The 22,461-nt window shown below is 72.2% G+C and carries 20 protein-coding genes and 5 tRNA genes; 16 read left to right on the forward strand and 9 right to left on the reverse strand.

The features are described from left to right. Positions 1 to 109 precede the first annotated feature (109 nt). Both OG510_RS31620 and OG510_RS31625 read left to right on the forward strand, forming a co-directional pair. Positions 110 to 661: a TetR/AcrR family transcriptional regulator gene (locus tag OG510_RS31620; protein ID WP_406141284.1), complete on the forward strand. Its 552-nt coding sequence runs from the start codon at positions 110 to 112 to the stop codon at positions 659 to 661. Continuing rightward, on the forward strand, positions 658 to 2,187 hold the full coding sequence (locus OG510_RS31625; protein WP_406141286.1) for an MFS transporter: 1,530 nt from the start codon (positions 658 to 660) through the stop codon (positions 2,185 to 2,187). The genes OG510_RS31620 and OG510_RS31625 overlap by 4 nt, the downstream gene beginning before the upstream one ends. 112 nt (positions 2,188 to 2,299) lie before the next feature. Here the strand turns inward: OG510_RS31625 and OG510_RS31630 are convergent, their stop codons facing one another. Beyond that, positions 2,300 to 2,971 carry a lysophospholipid acyltransferase family protein gene (locus OG510_RS31630; protein WP_406141287.1) on the reverse strand — a complete coding sequence of 224 codons (672 nt, stop codon included), beginning with the start codon at positions 2,969 to 2,971 and terminating at the stop codon, positions 2,300 to 2,302. 225 nt (positions 2,972 to 3,196) lie between these two features. Between OG510_RS31630 and OG510_RS31635 the strand changes: the two genes are divergently transcribed. From OG510_RS31635 to OG510_RS31645, 3 genes are all read left to right on the forward strand, one after another. Further along, complete coding sequence (locus OG510_RS31635; RefSeq protein WP_406141289.1) at positions 3,197 to 4,450, forward strand: glycerophosphodiester phosphodiesterase; 1,254 nt, start codon at positions 3,197 to 3,199, stop codon at positions 4,448 to 4,450. A gap of 90 nt (positions 4,451 to 4,540) precedes the next feature. After that, the gene (locus tag OG510_RS31640; RefSeq protein ID WP_406141291.1) at positions 4,541 to 5,050 is read left to right on the forward strand and encodes a sigma-70 family RNA polymerase sigma factor; all 510 of its coding nucleotides are present in this window, start codon (positions 4,541 to 4,543) and stop codon (positions 5,048 to 5,050) included. Between the two features lie 36 nt (positions 5,051 to 5,086). Continuing rightward, positions 5,087 to 5,590 (forward strand): GNAT family N-acetyltransferase, encoded by a 504-nt coding sequence (locus OG510_RS31645; RefSeq protein ID WP_406142654.1) that lies wholly within the window; start codon positions 5,087 to 5,089, stop codon positions 5,588 to 5,590. 27 nt (positions 5,591 to 5,617) lie between these two features. On the opposite strand, the gene OG510_RS31650 is transcribed toward OG510_RS31645, so the two are convergent. Beyond that, positions 5,618 to 6,031 (reverse strand): hypothetical protein, encoded by a 414-nt coding sequence (locus OG510_RS31650; RefSeq protein WP_164267496.1) that lies wholly within the window; start codon positions 6,029 to 6,031, stop codon positions 5,618 to 5,620. A 2-nt stretch (positions 6,032 to 6,033) separates the two neighbouring features. Beyond that, entirely contained in the window at positions 6,034 to 6,393 is a 360-nt protein-coding gene (locus OG510_RS31655; RefSeq protein ID WP_164267495.1) for a hypothetical protein, read from the reverse strand. A 539-nt stretch (positions 6,394 to 6,932) separates the two neighbouring features. Here OG510_RS31655 and OG510_RS31660 point away from each other — a divergent pair. From OG510_RS31660 to OG510_RS31695, 8 genes are all read left to right on the forward strand, one after another. Next, the gene (locus OG510_RS31660) at positions 6,933 to 8,015 is read left to right on the forward strand and encodes a methionine ABC transporter ATP-binding protein (RefSeq protein ID WP_406141293.1); all 1,083 of its coding nucleotides are present in this window, start codon (positions 6,933 to 6,935) and stop codon (positions 8,013 to 8,015) included. Next, positions 8,012 to 8,683, forward strand: coding sequence for a methionine ABC transporter permease (locus tag OG510_RS31665; RefSeq protein WP_406141294.1), 672 nt, complete (start codon positions 8,012 to 8,014; stop codon positions 8,681 to 8,683). The genes OG510_RS31660 and OG510_RS31665 overlap by 4 nt, the downstream gene beginning before the upstream one ends. Positions 8,684 to 8,755: 72 nt before the next feature. Next, positions 8,756 to 9,616, forward strand: coding sequence for a MetQ/NlpA family ABC transporter substrate-binding protein (locus OG510_RS31670; protein WP_406141296.1), 861 nt, complete (start codon positions 8,756 to 8,758; stop codon positions 9,614 to 9,616). 143 nt (positions 9,617 to 9,759) lie between these two features. Continuing rightward, complete coding sequence (locus OG510_RS31675) at positions 9,760 to 10,407, forward strand: GNAT family N-acetyltransferase (protein WP_406141297.1); 648 nt, start codon at positions 9,760 to 9,762, stop codon at positions 10,405 to 10,407. Between the two features lie 167 nt (positions 10,408 to 10,574). Further along, positions 10,575 to 11,753 carry a precorrin-6y C5,15-methyltransferase (decarboxylating) subunit CbiE gene (cbiE, locus tag OG510_RS31680; protein ID WP_406141299.1) on the forward strand — a complete coding sequence of 393 codons (1,179 nt, stop codon included), beginning with the start codon at positions 10,575 to 10,577 and terminating at the stop codon, positions 11,751 to 11,753. 310 nt (positions 11,754 to 12,063) lie between these two features. Then, positions 12,064 to 15,810 carry a nicotinate-nucleotide--dimethylbenzimidazole phosphoribosyltransferase gene (gene cobT / locus OG510_RS31685; protein WP_406141301.1) on the forward strand — a complete coding sequence of 1,249 codons (3,747 nt, stop codon included), beginning with the start codon at positions 12,064 to 12,066 and terminating at the stop codon, positions 15,808 to 15,810. 172 nt (positions 15,811 to 15,982) lie between these two features. Further along, complete coding sequence (cobA, locus tag OG510_RS31690; RefSeq protein WP_406141303.1) at positions 15,983 to 17,215, forward strand: uroporphyrinogen-III C-methyltransferase; 1,233 nt, start codon at positions 15,983 to 15,985, stop codon at positions 17,213 to 17,215. A 54-nt stretch (positions 17,216 to 17,269) separates the two neighbouring features. Next, positions 17,270 to 18,088, forward strand: coding sequence for a TrmH family RNA methyltransferase (locus tag OG510_RS31695; protein WP_406141304.1), 819 nt, complete (start codon positions 17,270 to 17,272; stop codon positions 18,086 to 18,088). Between the two features lie 28 nt (positions 18,089 to 18,116). Here OG510_RS31695 and OG510_RS31700 read toward each other — a convergent pair whose 3' ends face one another. Then, positions 18,117 to 19,331 carry a protein kinase domain-containing protein gene (locus tag OG510_RS31700; RefSeq protein ID WP_406142655.1) on the reverse strand — a complete coding sequence of 405 codons (1,215 nt, stop codon included), beginning with the start codon at positions 19,329 to 19,331 and terminating at the stop codon, positions 18,117 to 18,119. A 674-nt stretch (positions 19,332 to 20,005) separates the two neighbouring features. On the opposite strand from OG510_RS31700, the gene OG510_RS31705 reads away from it, so the two are divergent. The 3 genes from OG510_RS31705 (at position 20,006) to OG510_RS31715 (ending at position 21,896) form a co-directional block, all read left to right on the forward strand. Next, positions 20,006 to 20,212, forward strand: a complete 207-nt coding sequence (locus OG510_RS31705) for a hypothetical protein (protein WP_164267889.1) — start codon at positions 20,006 to 20,008, stop codon at positions 20,210 to 20,212. A 378-nt stretch (positions 20,213 to 20,590) separates the two neighbouring features. Then, a complete protein-coding gene (locus tag OG510_RS31710; RefSeq protein WP_406141306.1) occupies positions 20,591 to 21,565 on the forward strand; it encodes a phosphotransferase family protein in 975 nt (324 codons plus the stop codon). A 40-nt stretch (positions 21,566 to 21,605) separates the two neighbouring features. Then, positions 21,606 to 21,896 (forward strand): zf-TFIIB domain-containing protein, encoded by a 291-nt coding sequence (locus OG510_RS31715; RefSeq protein ID WP_164267569.1) that lies wholly within the window; start codon positions 21,606 to 21,608, stop codon positions 21,894 to 21,896. A 67-nt stretch (positions 21,897 to 21,963) separates the two neighbouring features. On the opposite strand, the gene OG510_RS31720 is transcribed toward OG510_RS31715, so the two are convergent. The 5 genes from OG510_RS31720 to OG510_RS31740 all read right to left on the reverse strand — a co-directional run bounded on the left by OG510_RS31720 (position 21,964) and on the right by OG510_RS31740 (position 22,450). Beyond that, positions 21,964 to 22,035: transfer RNA gene (locus OG510_RS31720), tRNA-Val, on the reverse strand. 53 nt (positions 22,036 to 22,088) lie between these two features. After that, positions 22,089 to 22,160: transfer RNA gene (locus OG510_RS31725), tRNA-Val, on the reverse strand. Between the two features lie 32 nt (positions 22,161 to 22,192). Continuing rightward, positions 22,193 to 22,264 (reverse strand) — tRNA-Val (locus OG510_RS31730). Position 22,265: 1 nt separating this feature from the next. Then, positions 22,266 to 22,339 (reverse strand) — tRNA-Cys (locus OG510_RS31735). 38 nt (positions 22,340 to 22,377) lie between these two features. After that, positions 22,378 to 22,450, reverse strand: a tRNA-Gly gene (locus tag OG510_RS31740). Positions 22,451 to 22,461: the final 11 nt, after the last annotated feature.

Raw genomic sequence — 22,461 nt, forward strand, 5'->3', positions numbered from 1 at the left:
GTTCCGGTCGGCCGTTCGGGTCGAAGTCGCGTCGAACCGGCGTATCGCGCTCATGCTACTGGGCGATATCGATGAGACGTGACTGTCTCATTGTGGTTATGGTTGTCTCATGACTGTCGACCGGGACCAGGTGCTGCGCACCGCCGCGACCCTGCTCACCCGTAAGGCGACCGCCACCATGGACGAGGTTGCCAGGGCCGCCGGGATCGGCAGGGCCACCCTCCACCGGCACTTCGCGGGCCGTGACGCACTGGTCAGGGCGCTGGAGGAGTTCGGCATCGCGGAGTTCGAGGCGGCGCTCGACGCGGCCAGGACCGACGAGGGACCGGCCGTCGACGCGCTGCGGCGCTTCATCGCCGAAGTCGAACCCGCCGCCGGGCTGCTCGCCTTCCTGGTCACCGAGAACGAACTCTTCGAGGGCGAAGGGGTGAACGAGGGCTGGGCCCGGCTCGACGCCCGGGTCTCCGCCCTCTTCCGGCGCGGCCAGGAGGCCGGGGAGCTGCGGATCGACCTCACCCCCGCCTGGCTGACCGAGGCGCTCTACGGGCTCATCGGTACCTGCGCCTGGGCGATACAGGACGGCCGGGTCGCCGCCAAGGATTTCTCTTACATGATCGCCGAGTTGCTGCTCGGCGGCGCACAACGGAGCGTGGAGCAATGACCGGTACCACCCGGCGGACGAACGACTCAGGGGCCACCGGCGGCCCCGGCCGCTGGCTCGCCCTCGCCGTGCTCGTCCTCGCCGTGCTGCTGGTCGCCGTCGACGCGACGGTGCTCGGCCTGGCGACGCCCTTCCTGAGCGAGGACCTCAAGCCGTCGGGCACCCAGCTGCTCTGGATCGGCGACATCTACTCGTTCGTCATCGCGGGGCTGCTGGTCTCGATGGGCAGCCTCGGCGACCGGATCGGCCGCAAGAAGCTGCTGCTCACCGGCGCGGTCGCCTTCGGCGGGGTCTCCGTACTGAACGCCTATGCGGGCAGCCCGGAGATGATGATCGCCGCCAGGGCGCTGCTCGGTGTCGCGGGTGCCACGCTGATGCCGTCCACCCTCGCGCTGATCCGCAACATCTTCCACGACCCGAAGGAGCGCAGCCTCGCCGTCGGGATCTGGGGCGCGGCCGCTTCGGCGGGCACCGCGGTCGGCCCGGTGGTCGGCGGGTTCCTCCTGGAGAACTTCTGGTGGGGCTCGGTCTTCCTCATCAACCTGCCGGTGATGCTGGTGCTCGTCCTGGTCGGCATCAAGGTGCTGCCCGAGTCCCGCGACCCCCACCCGGGCCCGTGGGACCTGATCAGTGTCGGTCTCTCACTGGTCGGTGTGATGGGGGTGGTGTACGCGGTGAAGGAGGCGGCGGCCAACGGCTTCCACTGGGACAACCTGGCGGCCGCTGTCGTCGGGGTGCTGGCCCTGGTCCGCTTCGCCCGGCGCCAGCGGAGGCTGGAATCGCCCCTGCTCGACATGCGGCTCTTCCACCACCGCGGTTTCTCGGGGGCGGTGCTGGCCGATCTGCTGACCATCCTCGGCCTCTCCGGACTGGTCTTCTTCCTCTCGCAGTTCCTCCAGCTGGTGCAGGGCCGCTCCCCGCTGGCCGCCGGGCTGATCGAACTCCCCGCGGCGGTGGGCGCGGTCGCGACCGGTCTCGCGGCCGGCTTCGTGGCGCGCCGGGCCTCGGTCCGCAGCGCGGTGGCCGGTGGTCTCGCGGCGGTCGCGGTGGCCCTCGCGGGCTGTGTGTGGGTGAGCGCGTCGACCGGTGTGGTGGGCCTGGGCCTGGCCCTGTTCTTCGGTGGTCTCGGGGCGGGCCTGGCGTTCACGGTGACCTCCGACGTCCTTCTCTCCAGCGTCCCCAAGGACCAGGCCGGCGCGGCGTCGGCCGTGTCCGAGACCGCGTACGAACTGGGTACGGCGCTGGGGATCGCCCTGCTCGGTTCGGTGGTCACCGGGATCTACCGGGGCTTCACCATCCCGCACGGGGTCCCGGCCCACGCGGCAGAAGCGGCCCATGAGTCGCTCGGCGGCGCCGTCGAGGCGGCGAAGACCCTGCCGCACGACCAGGGCGCCGAGCTGCTCGCCTCGGCCAAGGACGCCTTCACGCACGGGTTCCAGGCGGCGGCCGCTGTCGGCTCCGTCGTCCTGTTCGCCACAGCGGTCACGTCGTGGTTCCTGCTCAGGGGGCAGAAGCTCGACGTCTGACGCGGCAGACACCGCCCGGTGCGCTCAGGAGCGGGGCCGCCCCGTACACATGACGGAGGGCCACCCGGGACAGTCCGGGTGGCCCTCCGCCGTACGTACGGAACGCGCCGGGTCAGGCGGCCTTCGCCTTCGTCGCGTAGATGTCCACGTACTCCTGGCCGGAGAGGCGCATGACCTCGGCCATCACCGAGTCCGTGACCGCGCGCAGCACATAGCGGTCGCGGTCCATGCCCTCGTAGCGCGAGAACTCCATCGGCTCACCGAAGCGGACGGCGACCTTGCCGGGCCGCGGCAGGCCGGAGCCGTTCGGCTGGAGCTTGTCGGTGCCGATCATCGCGAACGGCACCACGGGCGCGCCCGTCATCAGCGTGAGCCGGGCGATGCCGGTACGGCCGCGGTACAGCCGGCCGTCGGGGGAGCGGGTGCCCTCCGGGTAGATGGAGAACGCCTTGCCGTCCTCCAGCACCTGGCGGCCGGTCATCAGGGCCGCGACACCGCCGCGTCCGCCGTCGCGGTCCACCGGGATCATCCCGACACCGGTGAAGAACCACGCCATCAGACGGCCCTTCAGGCCCTTGCCCGTGACGTACTCGTCCTTGCCGATGAAAAAGACCTGCCGCTGGAGGCAGATCGGCATGATCATCGAGTCGATGAACGTCAGGTGGTTACCGGCGAGGATGACCGGACCCGTCCCGGGGATGTTCTCGGCGCCCTCCACCCGCGGGCGGAACATCAGACGCATGATCGGTCCGAGCACTGCCTTGATGAGCGCGAGTCGGGACAACGGTTCCTCCGGAGTCGGGGCCGGGCGGCCACGGTGAAGTATGTGCAGGTCGGTACGGTACTCGCGCGCCGCGGCACGGCGCACATCGGGTTCACCCCATTGATGCGCGGTTCTGCCGCGAGTTCGAGCCGTGTTGTGCGCGGTTCCACCCCACGTTAGGCGCAACTCCCTACCATCGGGCCCTTCAGCGTTGACAGGTGCGGGACATCACAGCGAGGAGTGCCCATGTCGCAAGGCGGACAGACAGGACCCGGACGGCGCACACTGCTCGGCGCGGCGGTGCTCGGCACGGCCGCGCTCGCGATCCCCGGTACGGCCGACGCCGCGGCGCCCGGCACCGGCCGGAGCGGCTCGTACCGGGACCTGCCGGTGCCCACGGTCATCGGCCACCGCGGCACGGCCGGCTACCGTCCCGAGCACACACTCGGTTCGTACCAGCACGCCCTCGACCTCGGCGCGGACATCATCGAGCAGGACGTGGTGCCCACCAGGGACGGACACCTCGTCTGCCGCCACGAGAACGACATCACCGCGACGACGGATGTCTCCGCGCACGCGCGGTTCGCCGACCGCAGGACCACGAAGTCGGTCGACGGGACCGCCATCACCGGCTGGTTCACCGAGGACTTCACCCTCGCCGAACTCAGGACGCTCCGCGCCAAGGAGCGCATTCCGGCCAACCGCCAGCACAACACGCTCTACGACGGCCGCTGGCCGGTCCCCACCTTCGAAGAGGTACTGCGCTGGGCCGAGCAGGAGGGCCGCAGACGCGGCAGGCCGGTCTGGCTCTACACCGAGACCAAGCACCCCACCTACTTCCGTGGCCTCGGCCTCGGCCTCGAAGAGCGGCTGGTCGCGCTGTTGCGCAAGTACGGCCGGGACCGGCGCGGTTCCCCGCAGTTCGTCCAGTCCTTCGAGCCCGGGTCCATCCAGCGCCTCGCCCGGCTCGCCGGCACCCCGGGCATCGTGCTGCTCTCCGACCCGGCGAGCAGGCCCTGGGACTTCGTCCGGTCGGGAGACCCGCGTACGGTCGCCGATCTGCAGACCCCGGCGGGGCTCCGGTGGATCGCCTCCTACGCCCAGGGCATCGGACCCACCCTCGACTCGGTCATCCCGAAGGACCCGGACGGCCGGCTCACCGAGCCGACCACCCTGGTGCGGGACGCCCACGCGCAGGGCCTGCTCCTCCACCCGTACACGATGCGCAACGAGAACACCTTCCTGCCCGCGGACTTCCGGCGCGGTACGGACCCGAACGCCTACGGCGACGCGTTCGGCGCGTTCCGGGCGTACTTCGCGACCGGTATCGACGGGGTCTTCTCCGACAACGCGGACACCGCGCTGCTCGCGGCGGCCGACCACCGCGCCGCCGGCCACGCGGCAGCCGACCGCCCCGGTTCCGGCCGTCCGAGCGCCGGCCGTCCGAGCGCCGACCGCCCGAGTTCCGACCGTCCGAGTTCCGACCGTCCGACCGGCTGAGACCGCCGCCCGCCGGTCCCTTTCTTCCCGTACGGGTGAGCCGGCGCCGCCGGGGCAACCGCGCCCGGCGGCGCCCGCGTCCCGCCCGGCATGGATCTCGTCACCGAACTGCGCCCGCTGCTCGCGGCCGAGGCGGCCGCCGAAGCCGCCGCGGCCGGGGTGGACCCCGCCGACCTCGAACAGGCCGTATGGGTGCGGCTGCTGGAACAGGCCCCCGCCGAACCTCGGCGCTGGGTCGGCTCCGCCGTACGGGCCGAGGCGCACCGGGCGCGGCGGCAGATCGAACGCGAACTGCCCTACCCGGCCGAGCCGTACGCCGTCGAGCCGCACGCGGACCCCGAAGCGCGCCCCGAGCGCGCCGTGCTCGCGGCCGAGCGGCGCCGCGCGGTGCGCGCCGCGGTGCGCCGGACACCCGGGCGCTGCCCCCGGCTGCTCACCGCGCTGCTGTCGCCCGCCGACCCCACCTACCGGGAGATCGCGGGGGAGTTGGGTATGTCACAGGGGAGCCTGGGCCCGGTTCGTTCCCGATGTCTGGGATGTCTGCGGAGAATCCTGACGGCGGAGGTTGCAGCCGGGGGCCGGTGGGGAAAGGAGCGTTAGACATCCGGTGAACAGGTGAGCGGGAGGCATGCGCACATGGGCATGAGCGTGACCATCTCAGCGGCGACCGCGCAGGACGCCGAGCAGATTCTGAAACTCCAGTACCTGTGTTACCAGAGCGAGGCCGAGCTCTACGGTGACTACTCCATCGAGCCGCTCACCCAGACGCTCGACGCGCTCCGGGCCGAACTCGCCGGAGGCCACGGGCTGGTGGCACGCCTGGGCGACGAGGTGATCGCGTCGGTACGCGGCGGGGTGGACGCTTCGGGCACGGCCCGGATAGCCAAACTGATCGTGCACCCGAGGATGCAGCGGCACGGCATCGGCGGCCGGCTGCTCACCGCCATCGAGACCAAGTTCGCCGCGGATCCGGCCGCCAGGCGCTTCCAGCTGTTCACCGGCCACCGGAGCGAGGGCAATCTGCGGCTGTACCGCAGCCATGGGTACGTACCGGTCTCCACCGACCGGGTGGGCTCCACGGTCACGGTGGTGACCCTGGAGAAGGAAGCCGGGACGCGCTCGTACGTGAAGAGCGCCTGAGGCGCCGGGCGCTGTCGGGCGGGGCCGTCAGTTTCTGGCGGCCCTGCGCAGCCAGAGCATGCCGAGCACCGGAAGGATCACCGGGATGAAGAGGTAGCCCATCCCGTAGTCCGACCAGACCGTGGCGTCCGGGAACGAGCCGGGCGACGCCAGCGTCCAGGTGCCGACGACGAGGACGAAGACCAGCTCGGCGGCGCAGCACACCAGCGCCGCCCGGCGGGCCTTCTCGCCCCCGCGCACCAGCGAGTACGTGATGAAGCCGTACACCAGGGCCGCCAGGGCCGAGAGCGAGTAGGCCAGCGGCGCCTTCCCGAAGTCCATGATCATCTGGACGACGGAGCGGGAGGCCGCCGCGACCGTGAACACCCCGTAGAACCAGACGAGTACCCGGCCGGGACCGGTGCCCAGCTCGTACCGGGGCTTCTCCTCAGCTGTGGTCATCGTCAGTTTCCCCAGATGTCGTAGAGCCGGACTTCCAGCACGGCCAGCACCACCGCGCCCGCTGCGACCGTCACCGATCCCCAGCGGGTCCGCTCGGTCAGCGAGAGGAACCCGGCGGCGGGCACAGCGGCGAAGGCGCCGATCAGATACGCGATGAAGATCGCCTTGCCCTGCTCGGGCCGTTCCCCGCGGGCCAGCTGAACGATGCCGATCACCAGCTGCGCCAGGGCGAGGACCGAGACGACGGCCATCCCGATGAAGTGCCAGTCCTTCGTGGGCTGGTCCCGGTAGGCGGCGTAACCGCACCAGGCGGCGAGGGCGAGCGCGGCCACAGTGACCGCGACCGTCAGGGCGACAAGCATGGAGCCGAGGGTATTACGGCGCGGACGGCCCGCCGCGCGCGGCCCCGGCGCCCGGCCGCGATCAAGGTCGTGGCCTTGGCCACAGCGCGGACCGCCCGCCGCCGGTGCGCCGAGTTCGCCCGCACTCCGCTCCGTATGGCGTCGCCGCAGGTCGGAGCCGGTTCACGGGTGATGTCCTGGAGCCCCGGAGCGTGTCCACGGCCGTCCGTTATACGGACAAGCGTGCTCGGGGCGTTCTCACTTCTGCTTTACTTGCCGCATGACCACGACGAGCAGCCGCACCCTTGCGACCGAGGCGATCAGCACGCCCGGTGCTCGTTGTATGTGTCGAATGCGCGCCTTCTGAGGGTCCCTGCCCGCGCCCCGAAGCGGGACCGAGAGCCGGGCCGTCCGCCCCCGCACCCCCGCGGGCAGGGCAGCCGGCCGGCCACGCGCACGAAAGCCTTCCGGTCTCCACCGTTACGGCCGTGCCGCGCTTCCAGACGAATGCCCCGTGCCGGCGGACACCGCGCCGCGCACTCGACAGTGACGGAAATTCTGTGATCACCACCACCGGCCTGACGAAGGTCTATGCCTCGCGCGGCCGTGAGGTCACCGCCCTGGACGGCGTCGATCTGCACGTCCGCGAGGGAGAGGTGTTCGGCGTCATCGGCCAGAGCGGCGCCGGCAAGTCCTCGCTCATCCGCTGCGTCAACCTCCTCGAACGCCCCACGTCCGGCACCGTGACCGTGGACGGCACCGACCTCACCGCGCTCGCCGGCCGCGGCGGCCGCGCCGGCCGGGAGCTGCGCGCGGCCCGCAGCCGCATCGGCATGGTCTTCCAGCACTTCAACCTGCTGTCGTCGCGCACCGTGCGGGACAACGTCGAACTGCCGCTGGAGATCCTCGGCGTCACCGGCAGGGACCGCACCCGCAAGGCGCTCGAACTGCTCGACCTCGTCGGTCTCGCCGACCGCGCCAAGTCCTACCCCGCGCAGCTCTCCGGCGGTCAGAAGCAGCGCGTCGGCATCGCCCGCGCTCTGGCGGGCGACCCCAAGGTGCTGCTCTCCGACGAGGCGACCTCCGCACTCGACCCCGAGACCACCCGGTCGATCCTGCACCTGCTGCGCGACCTCAACCAGCAGCTCGGTCTCACCGTGCTGCTCATCACGCACGAGATGGACGTCGTCAAGACCGTCTGCGACTCGGCCGCGCTGATGAGGAGCGGCAGGGTCGTCGAATCGGGAACCGTCGGCGAACTCCTCGCGACGCCCGGCTCCGAACTCGCCCGCGAACTGTTCCCGGTGGGCGGCCCGCTGCCGGGCACCGACCGTACGGTCATCGACATCACCTTCCACGGGGACAGCGCGGGCCGCCCCGTGATCTCCCAGCTCTCCCGCACCTACAACATCGACATATCGATCCTGGGCGCCGCGATGGACACCGTCGGCGGCCACCAGATCGGCCGGATGCGCATCGAACTGCCCGGCCCCTTCGAGGAGAACGTCGTGCCGATCGGATTCCTCCGCGAGCAGGGCCTCCAGATCGAAGTGGCGGACACCGAAGTGGCGGACACCGAAGCGGCGGACACCGAAGCGGCAGCCACCGAGCACCCCGTACCGGCCAAGGAGGACGCCAAGTGAACTGGTCCGAGATGCAGCCGCTGCTCTCCCAGGGCACCACCGACACCCTCTACATGGTGCTGTGGGCCACCCTCGTCACGGTCCTGGTCGGACTGCCGCTCGGGGTGCTCCTGGTCCTCACCGACAAGGGCGGGCTGCTCCAGAACCGCCCGGTGAACAAGGTCGTCGGCGCGATCGTGAACATCGGGCGCTCGCTGCCCTTCATCATCCTGCTGATCGCGCTGATCCCCTTCACCACCTTCGTCGTCGGCACCTTCATCGGCCCGACCGCGATGATCGTCCCGCTCGCGATCGGCGCCATCCCCTTCTTCGCCCGGCTCGTCGAAACGGCCGTCCGCGAGGTCGACCACGGACTGGTCGAGGCGGTCCAGGCGATGGGCGGCAGCGTGCCCGCCATCGTCAGGAAGGTGCTGCTGCCGCAGGCGCTGCCGTCCCTGGTCTCCGCCGTCACCACCACCGTCATCGTGCTCATCGGGTACTCGGCGATGGCCGGCGCCGTCGGCGGTGAGGGGCTGGGCTCCAAGGCCATCACCTACGGATACCAGCGCTTCGAGAACAGCTTCATGATCGCGACCGTGATCGTGCTGGTCGTGATCGTCACCGTCATCCAGCTGATCGGCGACGGCGTCGTCCGGCTGCTGGCGCGCCGGGGGCGTACCTCCGCATAGAACTTCATCCCGCTCACAGCCCGCACTCCTTGTCCGGGCGACATCCCGCACCACTGGAAAGAGGCACTTTTCGTGCGTAACTCCCGCAAGATATCCGCGTCCGCAGCAGCCGTCGCCGCCCTGGCCATCGGTCTCACCGCCTGCGGCACCTCGTCCGACCCGTCGAGCAAGCCCGAGGGCGCGAAGGCCGACACCAGCAAGCCGCTGGTCGTCGCCGCGTCGCCCGTCCCGCACGCCGACATCCTCAACTACGTGAAGACCCATCTGGCGGCCAAGGCCGGGCTCAAGCTCCAGGTCAAGGAGTTCACGGACTACGTCCTGCCCAACAAGGCCACCCAGACCGGCCAGGTCGACGCCAACTTCTTCCAGCACAAGCCGTACCTGGACGACTTCAACAAGAAGAACCACACCGACCTGGTGCCCGTCGTCAGCGTGCACCTGGAGCCGCTGGGTCTGTACTCCAAGAAGGACAAGTCCCTCAAGGACGTCAAGTCCGGGCAGACCGTGGCCGTCCCCAACGACACCACCAACGAGGGCCGCGCGCTCAAGCTGCTCGCGGACAACGGGCTGATCACCCTCAAGAGCGGGGTGGGCAGCGAGGCCACGCTCTCCGACATCAAGGACAGCAAGGGCCTGAAGTTCAAGGAGCTGGAGGCGGCCACGCTGCCCCGCGCCCTGAACGACGTCGACGCCGCCGTCATCAACGGCAACTACGCGATCGACGCCAAGCTCACCCCCGCCAAGGACGCCCTCGTCCTGGAGAAGGCGGCGGGCAACCCGTACGCCAACCTCCTCGTCGTCAAGAAGGGCAGCGAGAAGGACCCGCGCGTCGAGAAGCTCGCGAAGCTCCTCAACTCCCCGCAGGTGAAGAAGTACATCGACGACAAGTACAAGGGCGCGGTCATCCCCGCGTTCGGGACCGTCAAGCCCTGACACCCGCACCCTGCCCGCCCGCCGGAGGCCCCGCGTACCCTCACGTGGTACGCGGGGCCTCCCGCGGCCACCCGGCCATGCGGCGCCCGGTCCCCATGCTGCATGCTGTGGCTTTACGTCGGTCCCTGGCCATGGAGCAGCGCATGACGACCACCTTCCCGGACATCTCCATCAGCACGGACCGGCTGGTGCTGCGCCCCTTCGAGGAGGCGGACATCCCGCCCCTGGCCGACATGATGAACGACGAAGCGGTCACCGCCTGGACCTCTGCGCCCCACCCCTACCAGCACATCGACGGTGAGCGCTGGGTCCGCAGGATCGCCCCGGCCGAGCGCACCGCGGGGCGCGGGATCGTCCTCGCCGTCACCGAGTTCCTCACCCACCGGCTGGTCGGCACCGTTCATCTGCGCGCCACCGACTGGCGCACCATGGCCACCGAAGTCCGCTACATCACCGCCCCCTGGGCGCGCGGTGAGGGATACGCCACCGAGGCGGTGCTCGCCGTCGCGCAGTGGCTCTTCCGCGACCTGCGGTTCGAGCGCATCGAACTGCGCACCCCGGCCGACAACACCGCCGCGCAGCAGGTCGCGCAGAAGATCGGCTGCATCAGCGAGGGCGTGCTGCGCAACGCCTGGATAGCGCGCACCCGTACCGAGAACGGTACGGACGGCGGCTGGACCGACATCCGCACCGACCTCATCGTCTGGAGCCTGCTCCCCGAGGACCTGGAAGGGGTCGCCGACCAGCTGGCCGACGCCAACGGGTACGGCACCTTCAACGACTGGAACTGACCGGCTCGTCGGCCACCGGCCGCAGCGGGTAACCTCGCGGGTGCTCGCTGTTCCGCCCCGCGGCCCCGGACCGCCCCCGCCCCGTGTCCACCCGGGCGGAACGGCCGCCAGGACACCCGCAGAACGCTTGCACCCCGCCGCGCGACAACACCAGGAGACTGACGACGATGGCCGACCGGGTCACGGTGATCGGCTGGGACGGCTCGCCCCTGACCGCAGCCGCCAGGTCCGCTCTCTCCGCGGCCACGCTGGTGGCCGGGGCCGCCCACCACCTCGTACTCCCCGAAGTGCCGGCCGGCGCCGAGCGGATCCGGCTCGGCAGTGTGAGCCTCGCCGCCCGCCGGATCGCCGGCCACCGCGGCAGCGCCGTGGTGCTCGCCGACGGCGACCCCGGCTTCCACGGGGTCGTCCGCACCCTGCGCGCACCGGAGTACGGCCTGGAGGTCGAGGTCGTCCCCGCCGTCTCGTCCGTCGCCGCCGCCTTCGCACGCGCCGGGATGCCGTGGGACGACGCCGAGGTCGTGGTCGCCCACCCGCGTACGCTCCGGCGCGCCGTCAACGTCTGCCGCGCGCACCCCAAGGTCGCCGTCCTCACCTCGCCGGGCGCGGGCCCCGCCGAGCTGGCCCTCCTCCTCGAAGGCGTCCACCGCACCTTCGTCATCTGCGAGGAACTGGGCACCGCACGCGAACAGGTCACCGTCCTCACCTCCGACAAGGCCGCCGACCACACCTGGCGCGACCCCAACGTCGTCATCGTCATCGGCGGCGGCGCCCCTGCGGACGCCCCGGCGGTCCGCGGCTGGGCCCTGCCGCCCGCCGAGTACGGCGAGGGGCTCAGCGAGGGCGAGCACGCCGGACTGCGCGCCGCCCAACTGGCCCGACTCGGCCCGCGCACCGGCGACCTGGTCTGGGACATCGGCTCGGGCAGCGGGGCGCTGGCCGTCGAGGCGGCCAGGTTCGGCGCCGCCGTCATCGCCGTCGACGCCGACCACGGAAGCTGTGTCCGTACGGACGCGGCCGCCCACCGCTTCGGGGTGCAGCTCCAGGTCGTCCACGGCCAGGCACCCCAGGTCCTTGAGCGGCTGCCGGAGCCCGACGTGGTCCGGATCGGCGGCGGGGGAGTGGCAGTTGTCACCGGCTGCGCCGACCGCAGGCCCGGCCGCATCGTCACCCACGCGGCCACCCGCGACGAGGCCGAGGCGCTCGGAGCGGCTCTGGCGGACGGCGGCTACCTGGTGGAATGCGCGCTGCTGCAGTCGGTCGACCTCGACACACGCACCTGGGCCGAGCGTGAGCGCTCGGTCGTCTTCCTGGTGTCGGGGCGCCGTCCGGAGAGTGGCCCCTGACCCTGCTCCGGGACGGCGCGGGGTAGGCTGGCCGACTGTTGTACCGCAGCTGGGGGTTCGGCGGTTCGTTCGCCAATGTCCGGAAAAAGGAACCGTTTTGGGTCCGGTGTGGTACGGCGGCACCGGGGGACGCGCAACGTGGCGCAGCCCACAGCGGACCGTGGCAGGAACCCCTGCACGGCGTCGAACGGCCGTGACAATACTGAGTGTCCGCAGGCCATTCGTACCGCACGGCGTGCCCGCTCGTTGTCTCAGTACGGGCGACCCGGTAAAGGGCTGAAGGAGCACTATGGATGGGCGAGGGGTACGCATGACCGACACCGGCCAGATCCCGGGCGAGGGACAGCCGGGGAACGCAGGCATGGTGGAGCAGCAGGGCCTCCCCGCCCCCGGTGCCTACACCTTCCTCGACCCCTCCGAGAGCCCCGCCGACGACGACGATCTGCTGCTGATGCCCGGCGCGCAGGGCGCGTGGAGCGAGCCGCAGCAGCAGACCCAGGGGCAGATCCAGGGCCAGCAGTTCCAGCCCCAGGCCGCCGCTCAGCTGCCCGAACCGGGTGCGCACGAGACCGGCGGACGCGACTCGGGCTCGGTGGACGTGGGCGCCGTGCGCGCCCAGGCCGCGGCCCAGCCGACACCGCCGCCGCGCAGGCCGCTGCACATGGGCCCGCCGGTGCCCGACACCACCGGTGGGGTGGTGCGGTCGCTGGCCGACCGCGGCCCGACCACCGCGCAGCCGCAGCCCGCCCCGGTGTCCGACGGCGGACCGCCGACGCTCGGCCCCGAGTATCTGGACTTCCCGCGTGACGATGCGGAGGCCCTGCCCGGACCGCAGTTGGGGGAGATCCCGCCGCAGGCCGCTCCGTGGACGCCGCAGCCCGGGACGCCCGCGCAGACAGGTCAGGCCGCGCAGCCTGAGCTTCCGCAGGAGCAGTTCCCGCAGGACCAGTTCCCCCAGGACCCGCTTCCGCAGTCCGAGCCCCAGGAGTTCCCGGTGGCTCCGGGCGGTGCGGCAGAAACGGTCACTCCTCCCGAGCAGGCCCCGGCGCAGACCGCAGCGCAGGCCCCGGCCGCTCCGGTGCCGGTGGCGGAGCAGGCCACGGGTGGCCCGCAGAGTGCCGCCGCCCCGCAGGACTCGATGGGCCGGTTCGTCCCGGTCGAGGGCTCGCTGCCGTCCGCGCCGCATCTGGCCCCGACCCCGGTCGGCGTCATGACCGCACCGGACACCGCGGGCCCGCAGCCGGAAGCGGCCGTGGCCGAGCCGGCTGCCGCACAGGCACAGGCCCAGGCACCGGCACAGCCTCCGGTTGACGCTGTGGAGACCGGATCCCCGGCAGCGGTGGAGCCGGTCGCGGACCAGGCCGCAGCACAGACGCCCGGCCCGGTGGCTGAGCCCGTACCGGAACCGGTGGCGGAATCAGCACCGGAGGCCGTCGCCGTACCTGCCCAGGAGCCGGTGGCGCAGGACCGGCCGGTCGCCGCGGAGCCGGAAGCGGAAGCAGTGGGTGACGAGGGAACGGAGGCCGTGGAGCCGCAGAGCGCGCCCGTGGCCGCCCCCGCCGCCGCGTCCGTGCCCATAGAGGCCGGGGAGCGGCTTCCCCACGCCCAGGCCGTGGCCCAGGTGCCCGCACCCCGGCACGGCGGAGCCGGGGAGCAGCAGCTCCCCGAGGCCGAGCCGCAGCCGGAGCCCGCAGCGCAGGCCGGACCGGACGTACCGGCCGAGGCCCACGCCACGGGCGACGCGCTTCCCGGAGCCGTCACCGACGAGCCGGTCGCCCACCCCGCCCCCGCGGTCGCGCAGACCGCAGCACCCGCCGAGGCCGCGGCGCCCGCAGCCGAACTCCCTGCGGAGAACACAGCCGAGGCCGCCACCGCTCCCGCCCCTGCTCCCGAAGCAGATGGCGCCGCCGGGGCCGTACCGGTTCCCGAAGCCCAGCCGTTCCCCGTCGACGCGCAGTCGGAAGCCGCGCCGGTGACGGAGCAGCCCGCCGAAGCGGACGCCGCAGCGGAAGTGGCACCCGCTCCGGAACACCCCGCCCCCGAACACCCCACCCCGGAACACCCCGTGGACACCCAGCCCGGCACAGCACCCGGCGCGGAACAGGCCGGCACCGAGCACCCCGCAGCTGAGCACGAGCCCACCCCGGCCGCCCCCACGGAGCACTCCCCGGAGCAGCCCGGGAAACAGCCCGCAGGGGACAGCGAAGCCACCGAAACCGCAACCGCCGGGCAGCAGCCCGCCGATGCCGATGCCGATGCCGCGCCTCAGGCTGACGCCGACGCCGATTCCCCGGCTGACGCCGGCTTCGACGCCGAGCCCGTGACCACCGCCGCCCCCGGCTACGAGGACGCCGAGCGCGAAGCCGTCCTGCGGGTCATGCGTGAGCGCCGCGACATCCGTAACGGCTTCCGCAGCGACCCCATCCCGCACGAGGTGCTGCTGCGCGTGCTCGAAGCCGCGCACACCGCGCCGAGCGTCGGCCACTCCCAGCCCTGGGACTTCGTGGTCATCCGCTCCGCCGAGACCCGCCGTTCCATGCACGAACTGGCGCAGCGCCAGCGCGAGGCGTACGCCAAGTCGCTTCCCAAGGGCCGCGCCAAGCAGTTCAAGGAACTGAAGATCGAGGCGATCCTCGACACCCCGGTCAACATCGTCGTCACCGCCGACCCGACCCGGGGCGGCCGCCACACCCTCGGCCGGCACACCCAGCCGCAGATGGCGCCCTACTCCTCGGCCCTCGCCGTCGAGAACCTCTGGCTCGCCGCCCGCGCCGAGGGCCTCGGCGTCGGCTGGGTCAGCTTCTTCGACGAGCGCGAGATGGTCCGCGCCCTCGGCCTGCCCGAGCACCTCGAAGTCGTCGCCTACCTCTGTGTGGGGTACGTCGACGAGTTTCCCGAGGAGCCCGAGCTGATGCAGGCGGGCTGGTCCAAGCGCCGCCCGCTGTCCTGGGTCGTGCACGAGGAGACGTACGGCCGCCGCGCGCTGCCCGGTGAGGAGCCGCACGACCTGCTCCAGGAGACCATCACCAACATCCGGCCGCTGGACGCCAAGGCGCTCGGTGAGGCGTGGGACCGGCAGAAGCGGATGACCAAGCCCGCCGGCGCCCTCGGCATGCTGGAGATCATCTCCGCCCAGCTCAGCGGACTCTCCCGGATGTGCCCGCCGCCGATCCCGGAGCCCGCGGCCGTCGCGATCTTCGCCGGGGACCACGGGGTGTACGCGCAGGGCGTCACCGCATGGCCCCAGGAAGTGACCTGCCAGATGGTGGCCAACTTCCTCGGCGGCGGCGCGGTCTGCAACGCCTTCGCCAACCAGGTCGGCGCCGAGGTCTGCGTCGTGGACGTCGGTGTCGCCGGTGAACTCCCGGCCACACCGGGCCTGCTGCCGCGCAAGGTCCGCGCCGGGACCGGCGACTTCACCACGGGCCCCGCCCTCACCCGCGAAGAAGTGCTCTCCGCCATCGAGGTCGGCATCGAGACCGCCCGCGATCTGGTGGCGGCGGGCAACAAGGTGCTGCTCACCGGTGAGATGGGCATCGCCAACACCACCGTCTCCGCCGCACTGATCTGCGTCTACACCGGCCAGGACCCCAGCGAGGTCACCGGCCGCGGCACCGGGATCAACGACGAGATGCACGCCCGCAAGGTCGATGTCGTCCGGCGCGGCCTCGAACTCCACCAGCCCGACCCGGCCGACCCGATCGGCGTCCTCGCTGCGGTCGGCGGCCTCGAACACGCCGCGCTGGCCGGCTTCCTGCTCGGGGGCGCCTCGCTGCGTACGCCGGTGATCCTGGACGGGGTGAGCGCCGGAGCCGCCGCACTGGTCGCCCGCGCCATCGCCCCCGAGGCCCTGGCCGCCTGCATCGCGGGCCACCGCAGCGCCGAGCCCGGCCATGTCGCCGCGCTCAACAAGCTGGGCCTGCGCCCGCTGGTCGACCTGGACCTCCGTCTCGGCGAAGGCACCGGCGCGCTGCTCGCGCTGCCCGTCGTCCAGAGCGCCGCCAGGGCCATGCACGAAGTGGCCACCTTCGACTCCGCGGGCGTCACGGAGAAGTAGCCGCAGTGAACGCGGGTGAGGGGCCGGGATCGCTGATCCCGGCCCCTCACCTCCGTCAGGACCCCCCGGACCGTACAGTGTCCCGGGGAGCCGACCCCTCTCCCACCAGCCGCTTCGCCGTCGCAGCGGTGTGTACGCAGCCCCACTCCCCGCGCGAGGAGCCAGCCACGCCATGGCCGAGCACGCCGATTACCCCGCCTACCCCGTAGGACTCCGTCTCTCCGGCCGGCGCGTCGTCGTCATCGGCGGCGGACAGGTCGCGCAGCGCCGCCTCCCCGCGCTCATCGCGGCAGGCGGCGACATCCTGCTCATCTCACCGTCCGCCACCCCCTCCGTCGAGGCCATGGTGTCGGCGGGCGAGATCAGCTGGGAGCGGCGCCCCTACGCGGACGGCGACCTGGCCGGCGCCTGGTACGTACTGATCGCGACCGGCGACACCTCGGCCAACGAAGTGGCGTCGGCCGAGGCCGAGCGCCACCGGATCTGGTGCGTACGGAGCGACGACGCCGCGGCCGCCACCGCCTGGACGCCCGCCACCGGACGCAGCGAGGGCGTGACCGTGGCCGTCCTCACCGGCCACGACCCGCGCCGCTCGGCGGCCGTGCGCGACGCCGTCGTGGAGGGCCTGCGCGACGGAACGCTCGCCGCCCCCCGCAACCGCGTCCACACCCCCGGTGTCGCCCTGGTCGGCGGCGGCCCCGGCGACCCCGACCTGATCACGGTGCGCGGCCGGCGCCTCCTCGCCGAGGCCGACGTCGTCATCGCCGACCGGCTCGGCCCGCGCGACCTGCTCGACGAACTGCCCCCGCACGTCGAGGTCATCGACGCCGCGAAGATCCCGTACGGCAGGTTCATGGCGCAGGAGGCCATCAACAACGCACTCATCGAACACGCCAGGGCAGGCAAGGCCGTCGTCCGGCTCAAGGGCGGCGACCCGTTCGTCTTCGGCCGGGGCATGGAGGAGGCCGAGGCGCTGGCCGCCGCGGGCATCGCGTGCACGGTCGTGCCGGGCATCTCCAGCTCCATCAGCGTCCCGGGAGCCGCCGGAATCCCGGTCACCCACCGCGGCGTCGCCCATGAGTTCACCGTCGTCAGCGGCCATGTCGCCCCCGACGACGAGCGGTCCCTGGTCGACTGGGCCGCCCTGGCCACGCTGCGCGGCACCCTCGTCGTCCTGATGGGCGTCGACAAGATCGGCGCCATCGCCGAGGCCCTGATCGCGCACGGAAAGAGCCCGGACACCCCCGTGGCGCTCGTCCAGGAAGGCACCACGGCGGCCCAGCGCCGGGTCGACGCGACGCTCGCCACGGTGGGTGAGAAGGCCAGGTCCGAAGGGGTACGCCCGCCCGCCGTCATCGTCATCGGCCCCGTCGTCCGGGTCGGACCGCTGTCCGGCCGCCCATGAACCGTTCCGTGCCCAGCCGTTGGCACCTCATCCAGGACAAGGCAGTATCACCCTGTGGCTGATCTCATCACTGTCGATGACCCCGAAGACCCGCGTCTGCGTGACTACACGGGCCTGACCGATGTCGAACTCCGGCGCAGGCGCGAGCCCGTCGAGGGCCTCTTCATCGCCGAGGGGGAGAAGGTCATCCGCCGGGCCAGGCTCGCCGGGTACGAGATGCGGTCGATGCTCCTGTCCGCCAAGTGGGTCGACGTCATGCGCGACGTCATCGACGAGGTCCCGGCCCCGGTGTACGCCGTCAGCCCCGAGCTCGCCGAGCAGGTGACCGGCTACCACGTGCACCGCGGCGCCCTCGCCTCCATGCAGCGCAAGCCGCTCCCCACCTCCGACGAACTCCTCGGCAGGACCCGCAAGATCGTGGTCATGGAGTCGGTCAACGACCACACCAACATCGGCGCGATCTTCCGCAGCGCCGCCGCGCTCGGCATGGACGCGGTGCTGCTCTCGCCCGACTGCGCCGACCCGCTCTACCGGCGCTCCGTCAAGGTCTCCATGGGCGCGGTGTTCGCGGTGCCCTACGCCCGTCTCGAATCCTGGCCCAAGGGTCTGGAGACCGTACGGGAAGCGGGCTTCAAGCTGCTCGCCCTCACCCCCGACGCGAAGGCGTCCGACATCAACGAGGCGGCGCCGCACCGCGTCGACCGGGTCGCGCTGATGCTCGGCGCCGAGGGCGAAGGGCTCTCGACACAGGCCCTCGTCGCCGCCGACGAATGGGTACGGATCCCGATGGCGCACGGCGTGGACTCGCTGAACGTCGGAGCGGCGGCCGCCGTCGCCTTCTACGCGGTGGCGACGGGCCGCCCGCAGACCTGACGCCCTGACCGGCCCGGCCCGCGGCCGCTCAGAACTTCTGAGCGGCCGCGATGCCCAGCAGGACGATCAGCGTCACCACGACGAAGACGATAAGCCGCTGCCGCATCATCCGCGGGCTCGGCCCGGTCCTGCGGCCGGACGACGTCGGCCTGCCGGTGCCCGACCTGGCCCCCGGGCGGCTGTTCGTACGCCCGCCCGACCGGGTGGTGTTACGCGGCGGTCCGGGACGCGCGCCACTGTGCGGGGCCGCCGACGGACGCGGTGCCTGCGGCCTGGACGTCTGCGGCCTGGGAGTCTGCGCGCCCTCCGCGCGGCGCGGCGGCGCCGCGTGCTGTTCGGTCGCCGGGGCCGCGATGCGACCCGTCGGCCGGTCCGCCTCCTGCGCGCGGCGCTGCGCCGGGGTCCGGCCCTCCGAGAGCCCCTGCGCCTCCCGGGCGGCGATCTCCTTGAGCCGCATGGAGAGTTGAAGAGTGGACGGACGGTCCTCGGGGTCCTTCGCCAGACAGGCCCGCACCAGCGGCGCCAGGGCGTCGTGCACGTCGTACAGATGCGGCTCCTCGTGCACCACCCGGTACAGCATCACCTCGGAACTGCCGTGCCCGAAGGGCGAGTCGGCCGTCGCCGCGTACGCCAGCGTGGCGCCCAGCGCGAAGACGTCCGTCGCCGGGGTGACGGTGGCGCCGCGCACCTGCTCCGGCGCCAGGAAACCGGGTGAGCCGACCGCCGTACCGACATGGGTGAGCGTGCTCGCCCCGGTCGCCCAGGCGATCCCGAAGTCGATGATCCGCGGGCCCTTCGGCGAGAGCAGGATGTTCGACGGCTTCAGATCCCGGTGCACGACACCGGCCTCGTGGACCGCCACCAGGCCCTCGGAGAGCGCCGCACCGATGGACGCCACCTCGGCCGCGGACAGCGGCCCCTCATCGGCCACCTTGTCGTGCAGCGAAGGCCCGGGGACGTACTGGGTCGCGAACCACGGGCGGTCGGCCTCCAGATCGGCGGCGACCAGCCGGGCCGTACACCCGCCCCTGATCCGCCGCGCGGCCGACACCTCACGGGCGAACCGCGACCGGAACTCCTGGTCCTCGGCCAGATCCGGCCGGATCACCTTGAGCGCCACCCGCTGCCCCCGCCGGTCGGAGCCGAGGTAGACGACACCCATGCCGCCCGCGCCGAGCCGCCGGTGAAGCCTGAACGAGCCGACGACACGCGGATCCTCGCGCCGGAGCCGCATCATCGTCATGTCCATCCCCGCTGCCCGGTCCGTCTGACGAGGCACAGCTTACGTACCCGCGGGCCGGTGTGCTCATAGGCCGCGCCCTCTCGCTCGTATCGTTTGCCCGCCGCGGCGCCTCGTGGTGAAGCCCGGTCAGCTCGGGGCGTATCCGGCCGCCTTGGCCGGAGCGTTGTCTCAAAGGTCCTCCACAGGAAGGATATTGAGCCACCGCCAGGTGTTCGGCCGGTACGGGGGACGGGTACACCGGACACCGGCCGCACCCGCCTCTCCGGGGCCGCCGGGGGAGGGCCGGGGGCGGCCACGGCACCGCCAGGAGAGGCCGCGGAAGTGAGTGAAGTCACCCGCCCCGGCGCCCCTGGGCCCTGCTGAAGAGCCCTGCGGCGGTCCGGCGGGCGGGGCGGACGGCGGGGCGCGGCGACGGGCGGTGTGCCGCGGCGGCCGGGTCACCGGGGGAGGTGCCCCCTCGGGGAAGACCCGCAGGGGTACTGCCCGGTTCTCCACCCAGGGGAGTAGACCAGGGCGCGGAGGCTCATCCTCCTGGAGGCCCGGCATTCGGTACGCGGGCATGACGACCGGGATCCTTCCCGCCCCTAGATTTGAGGTCAAGCGGCGGGTGCAGCACTCGTCCCCCGAGGTCAGCACTCGCCGCTTGTCGAACCGACAGGAGAGGGACCCGGACCATGGCCGACACCGCAGCGCGGACAGTTCTCCGCACGCAGGGACGCAGGGCGTACACCGCGCTCGGCGTCCGCAGCTCCGGTACCCGCCACCCGCTGGTGGCGACCGCCATGGTCCTTCCCCTCGCCGCACTGCTGATGTTCGTCTTCGGAGGCTGGCAGGCAGTGGTCACACAGGCGTCGTCCGTGGGCGTGATGCTGGGGCGCTGAGCGGCGCCCCGGGTCCGGGAGAGCGGTCCGGGCCAGGGACATCCGGCCAACAACCCCGTGGGGACGGGGGTGCGGCGGACGGCAGCGTTTGTCCGGTCAGCTGGGGAGCTGACCGGGCATCGCGCTGTCCGGGGCCAGGCGCTGCTCCGGCGGGCGCCACGGTGGCTTTGGCCGGGCCTACTGATTCGCCACGGCGCCTTTGTCGGGCGTACCGATTCGCCACGGTGGCCCCTTGGCCGGGCGGGGCGTTTTCGCCGGCGTACCGATCCACCACAGCGGGCCCGCCTCCACCGGCCGGGCCCGAGCGGGGTGCCGCTGACGGAGCACCGCGTAGGCTCCCGGCGCACACCGGACCACCGAACGACGGGGTAAGACACCGTGACCGCATCCGCCCGGATACGGGCGCTCGGCGCCGCAGCCGGACGCGCCGCCCACCCCGGCTTCGCCCGGCACGCACCCTCCGCGCCGTGCCCCGACTGCGGACGCGGGCCCACCGTCCTCACCGACCGTCCGGACGGCGCCGTCGTCCGGCACGGCGCCGTCGTGGCGAAGGCGCACGCCGCCGACACGGACCCGGCCGCGCTCGCCGTACGGGTGGCGGTCGCGGCACACCCCCTCCTGGCCGGCATCCTGCTGCCGCCGCTCGGTGGTCCGGCCGGTGACACGGCGGGAGCCGTCACCCTGTGGCCCTGCGGCACCCCCGTCGACCCCGAGGAGCCCGGCGCGGCCCCGTGGGAGGAGGCCGCGGCTCTCCTCGCCCGGTTGCACTCGGTGCCGCCCGCCGCCCTGCCGGGACCGCTGCCCCCGATGCGGGGTCCTGCCAAGGCGGCCCGCGCGCTGGCCCGGCTGCGGCGGGCGCGCCCCGGCCGGGCTGCAGAGCCCGTACTGCGTGCCTGGGAAGGACTGCCGGGCTGGGCCCGCGACGAGGCCCCGGCACCCCGCGGCTCCTTCCTCTGCCACGGCGACCTGCACCTCGGACAGCTGGTGCGGCACCCGGCGGACGGCGGCCCCTGGCAGCTGATCGACGTGGACGACATCGGCCGGGGCGACCCCGCCTGGGATCTGGCCCGCCCCGCTGCCTGGTACGCGGCCGGGCTCCTCGCGCCCGGCACCTGGGCACGGTTTCTCACCGCGTACCGGGCGGCGGGCGGTCCGGCCGTCCGCCCTGCCGGTGACCCCTGGCCCGAACTGGACGTACCCGCAAGGGCGCTGACCGTCCAGACCGCCGCACTCGCGCTGGCCAAGTCGGCGGCCGCCGGCCGAGCGCTCGACGACGCCGAGCGGATGATGCTCGATTCATGTGCCCGAATCGCCGGTGTCCCGGCGGAGTTGGCGCCCGGGGCGGCATCGTAGGGTGAGCCGTCCTGAGATCCGACGGCGAGGAGTCGAGCCGATGCAGTGCCCCAAGTGCCATGCCCCGATGCACACATACAACCGCAATGGCGTCCAGATCGAGCAGTGCAGCGGCTGCCGGGGGATATTCCTCGACTACGGGGAGCTGGAATCGCTGACCCGCCTCGAGTCACAGTGGGGCCAGCAGCCGCCGCCACAGGCGTATCCGGCCCCGCCGCAGGCGCCGGTCTGGGGCGCCCCGCAGCAGCACGGCGGACACTACGGCGATCACCACGGCGGCCATCACGGCCATCACAACAGGGGCTTCGGCCACATGCTGTTCTCGTCCTGACAGGGCGGGAGCCGGGCACAACAGAAGAACCCCCGGCCGTGAAGACGGCCGGGGGTTCCTGTTCCGGTGCGCGATACTGGGATTGAACCAGTGACCTCTTCCGTGTCAGGGAAGCGCTCTCCCGCTGAGCTAATCGCGCGGGACATTCAACTTTACAAGAGTGCAGCGGTACAGATGTACGGCGGTACTGCGTGCGCGATACTGGGATTGAACCAGTGACCTCTTCCGTGTCAGGGAAGCGCTCTCCCGCTGAGCTAATCGCGCGGGACGGAAACCCGGCCGAAGCAGGGATCCAGTGGACGATACTGGGATTGAACCAGTGACCTCTTCCGTGTCAGGGAAGCGCTCTCCCGCTGAGCTAATCGTCCTTGGAGGTGGAGACGGGATTTGAACCCGTGTAGACGGCTTTGCAGGCCGTTGCCTCGCCTCTCGGCCACTCCACCAGGAGTGCGGGGGTTCGGGAAGATCCCCCGGTCCTACGAGCGGACGACCAGGTTCGAACTGGCGACCTCAACCTTGGCAAGGTTGCGCTCTACCAACTGAGCTACGTCCGCTTGTCATTCCC

The sequence above is a fragment of the Streptomyces sp. NBC_01089 genome (assembly GCF_045162975.1).
In the GTDB taxonomy this organism is placed as follows: Bacteria; Actinomycetota; Actinomycetes; order Streptomycetales; family Streptomycetaceae; genus Streptomyces.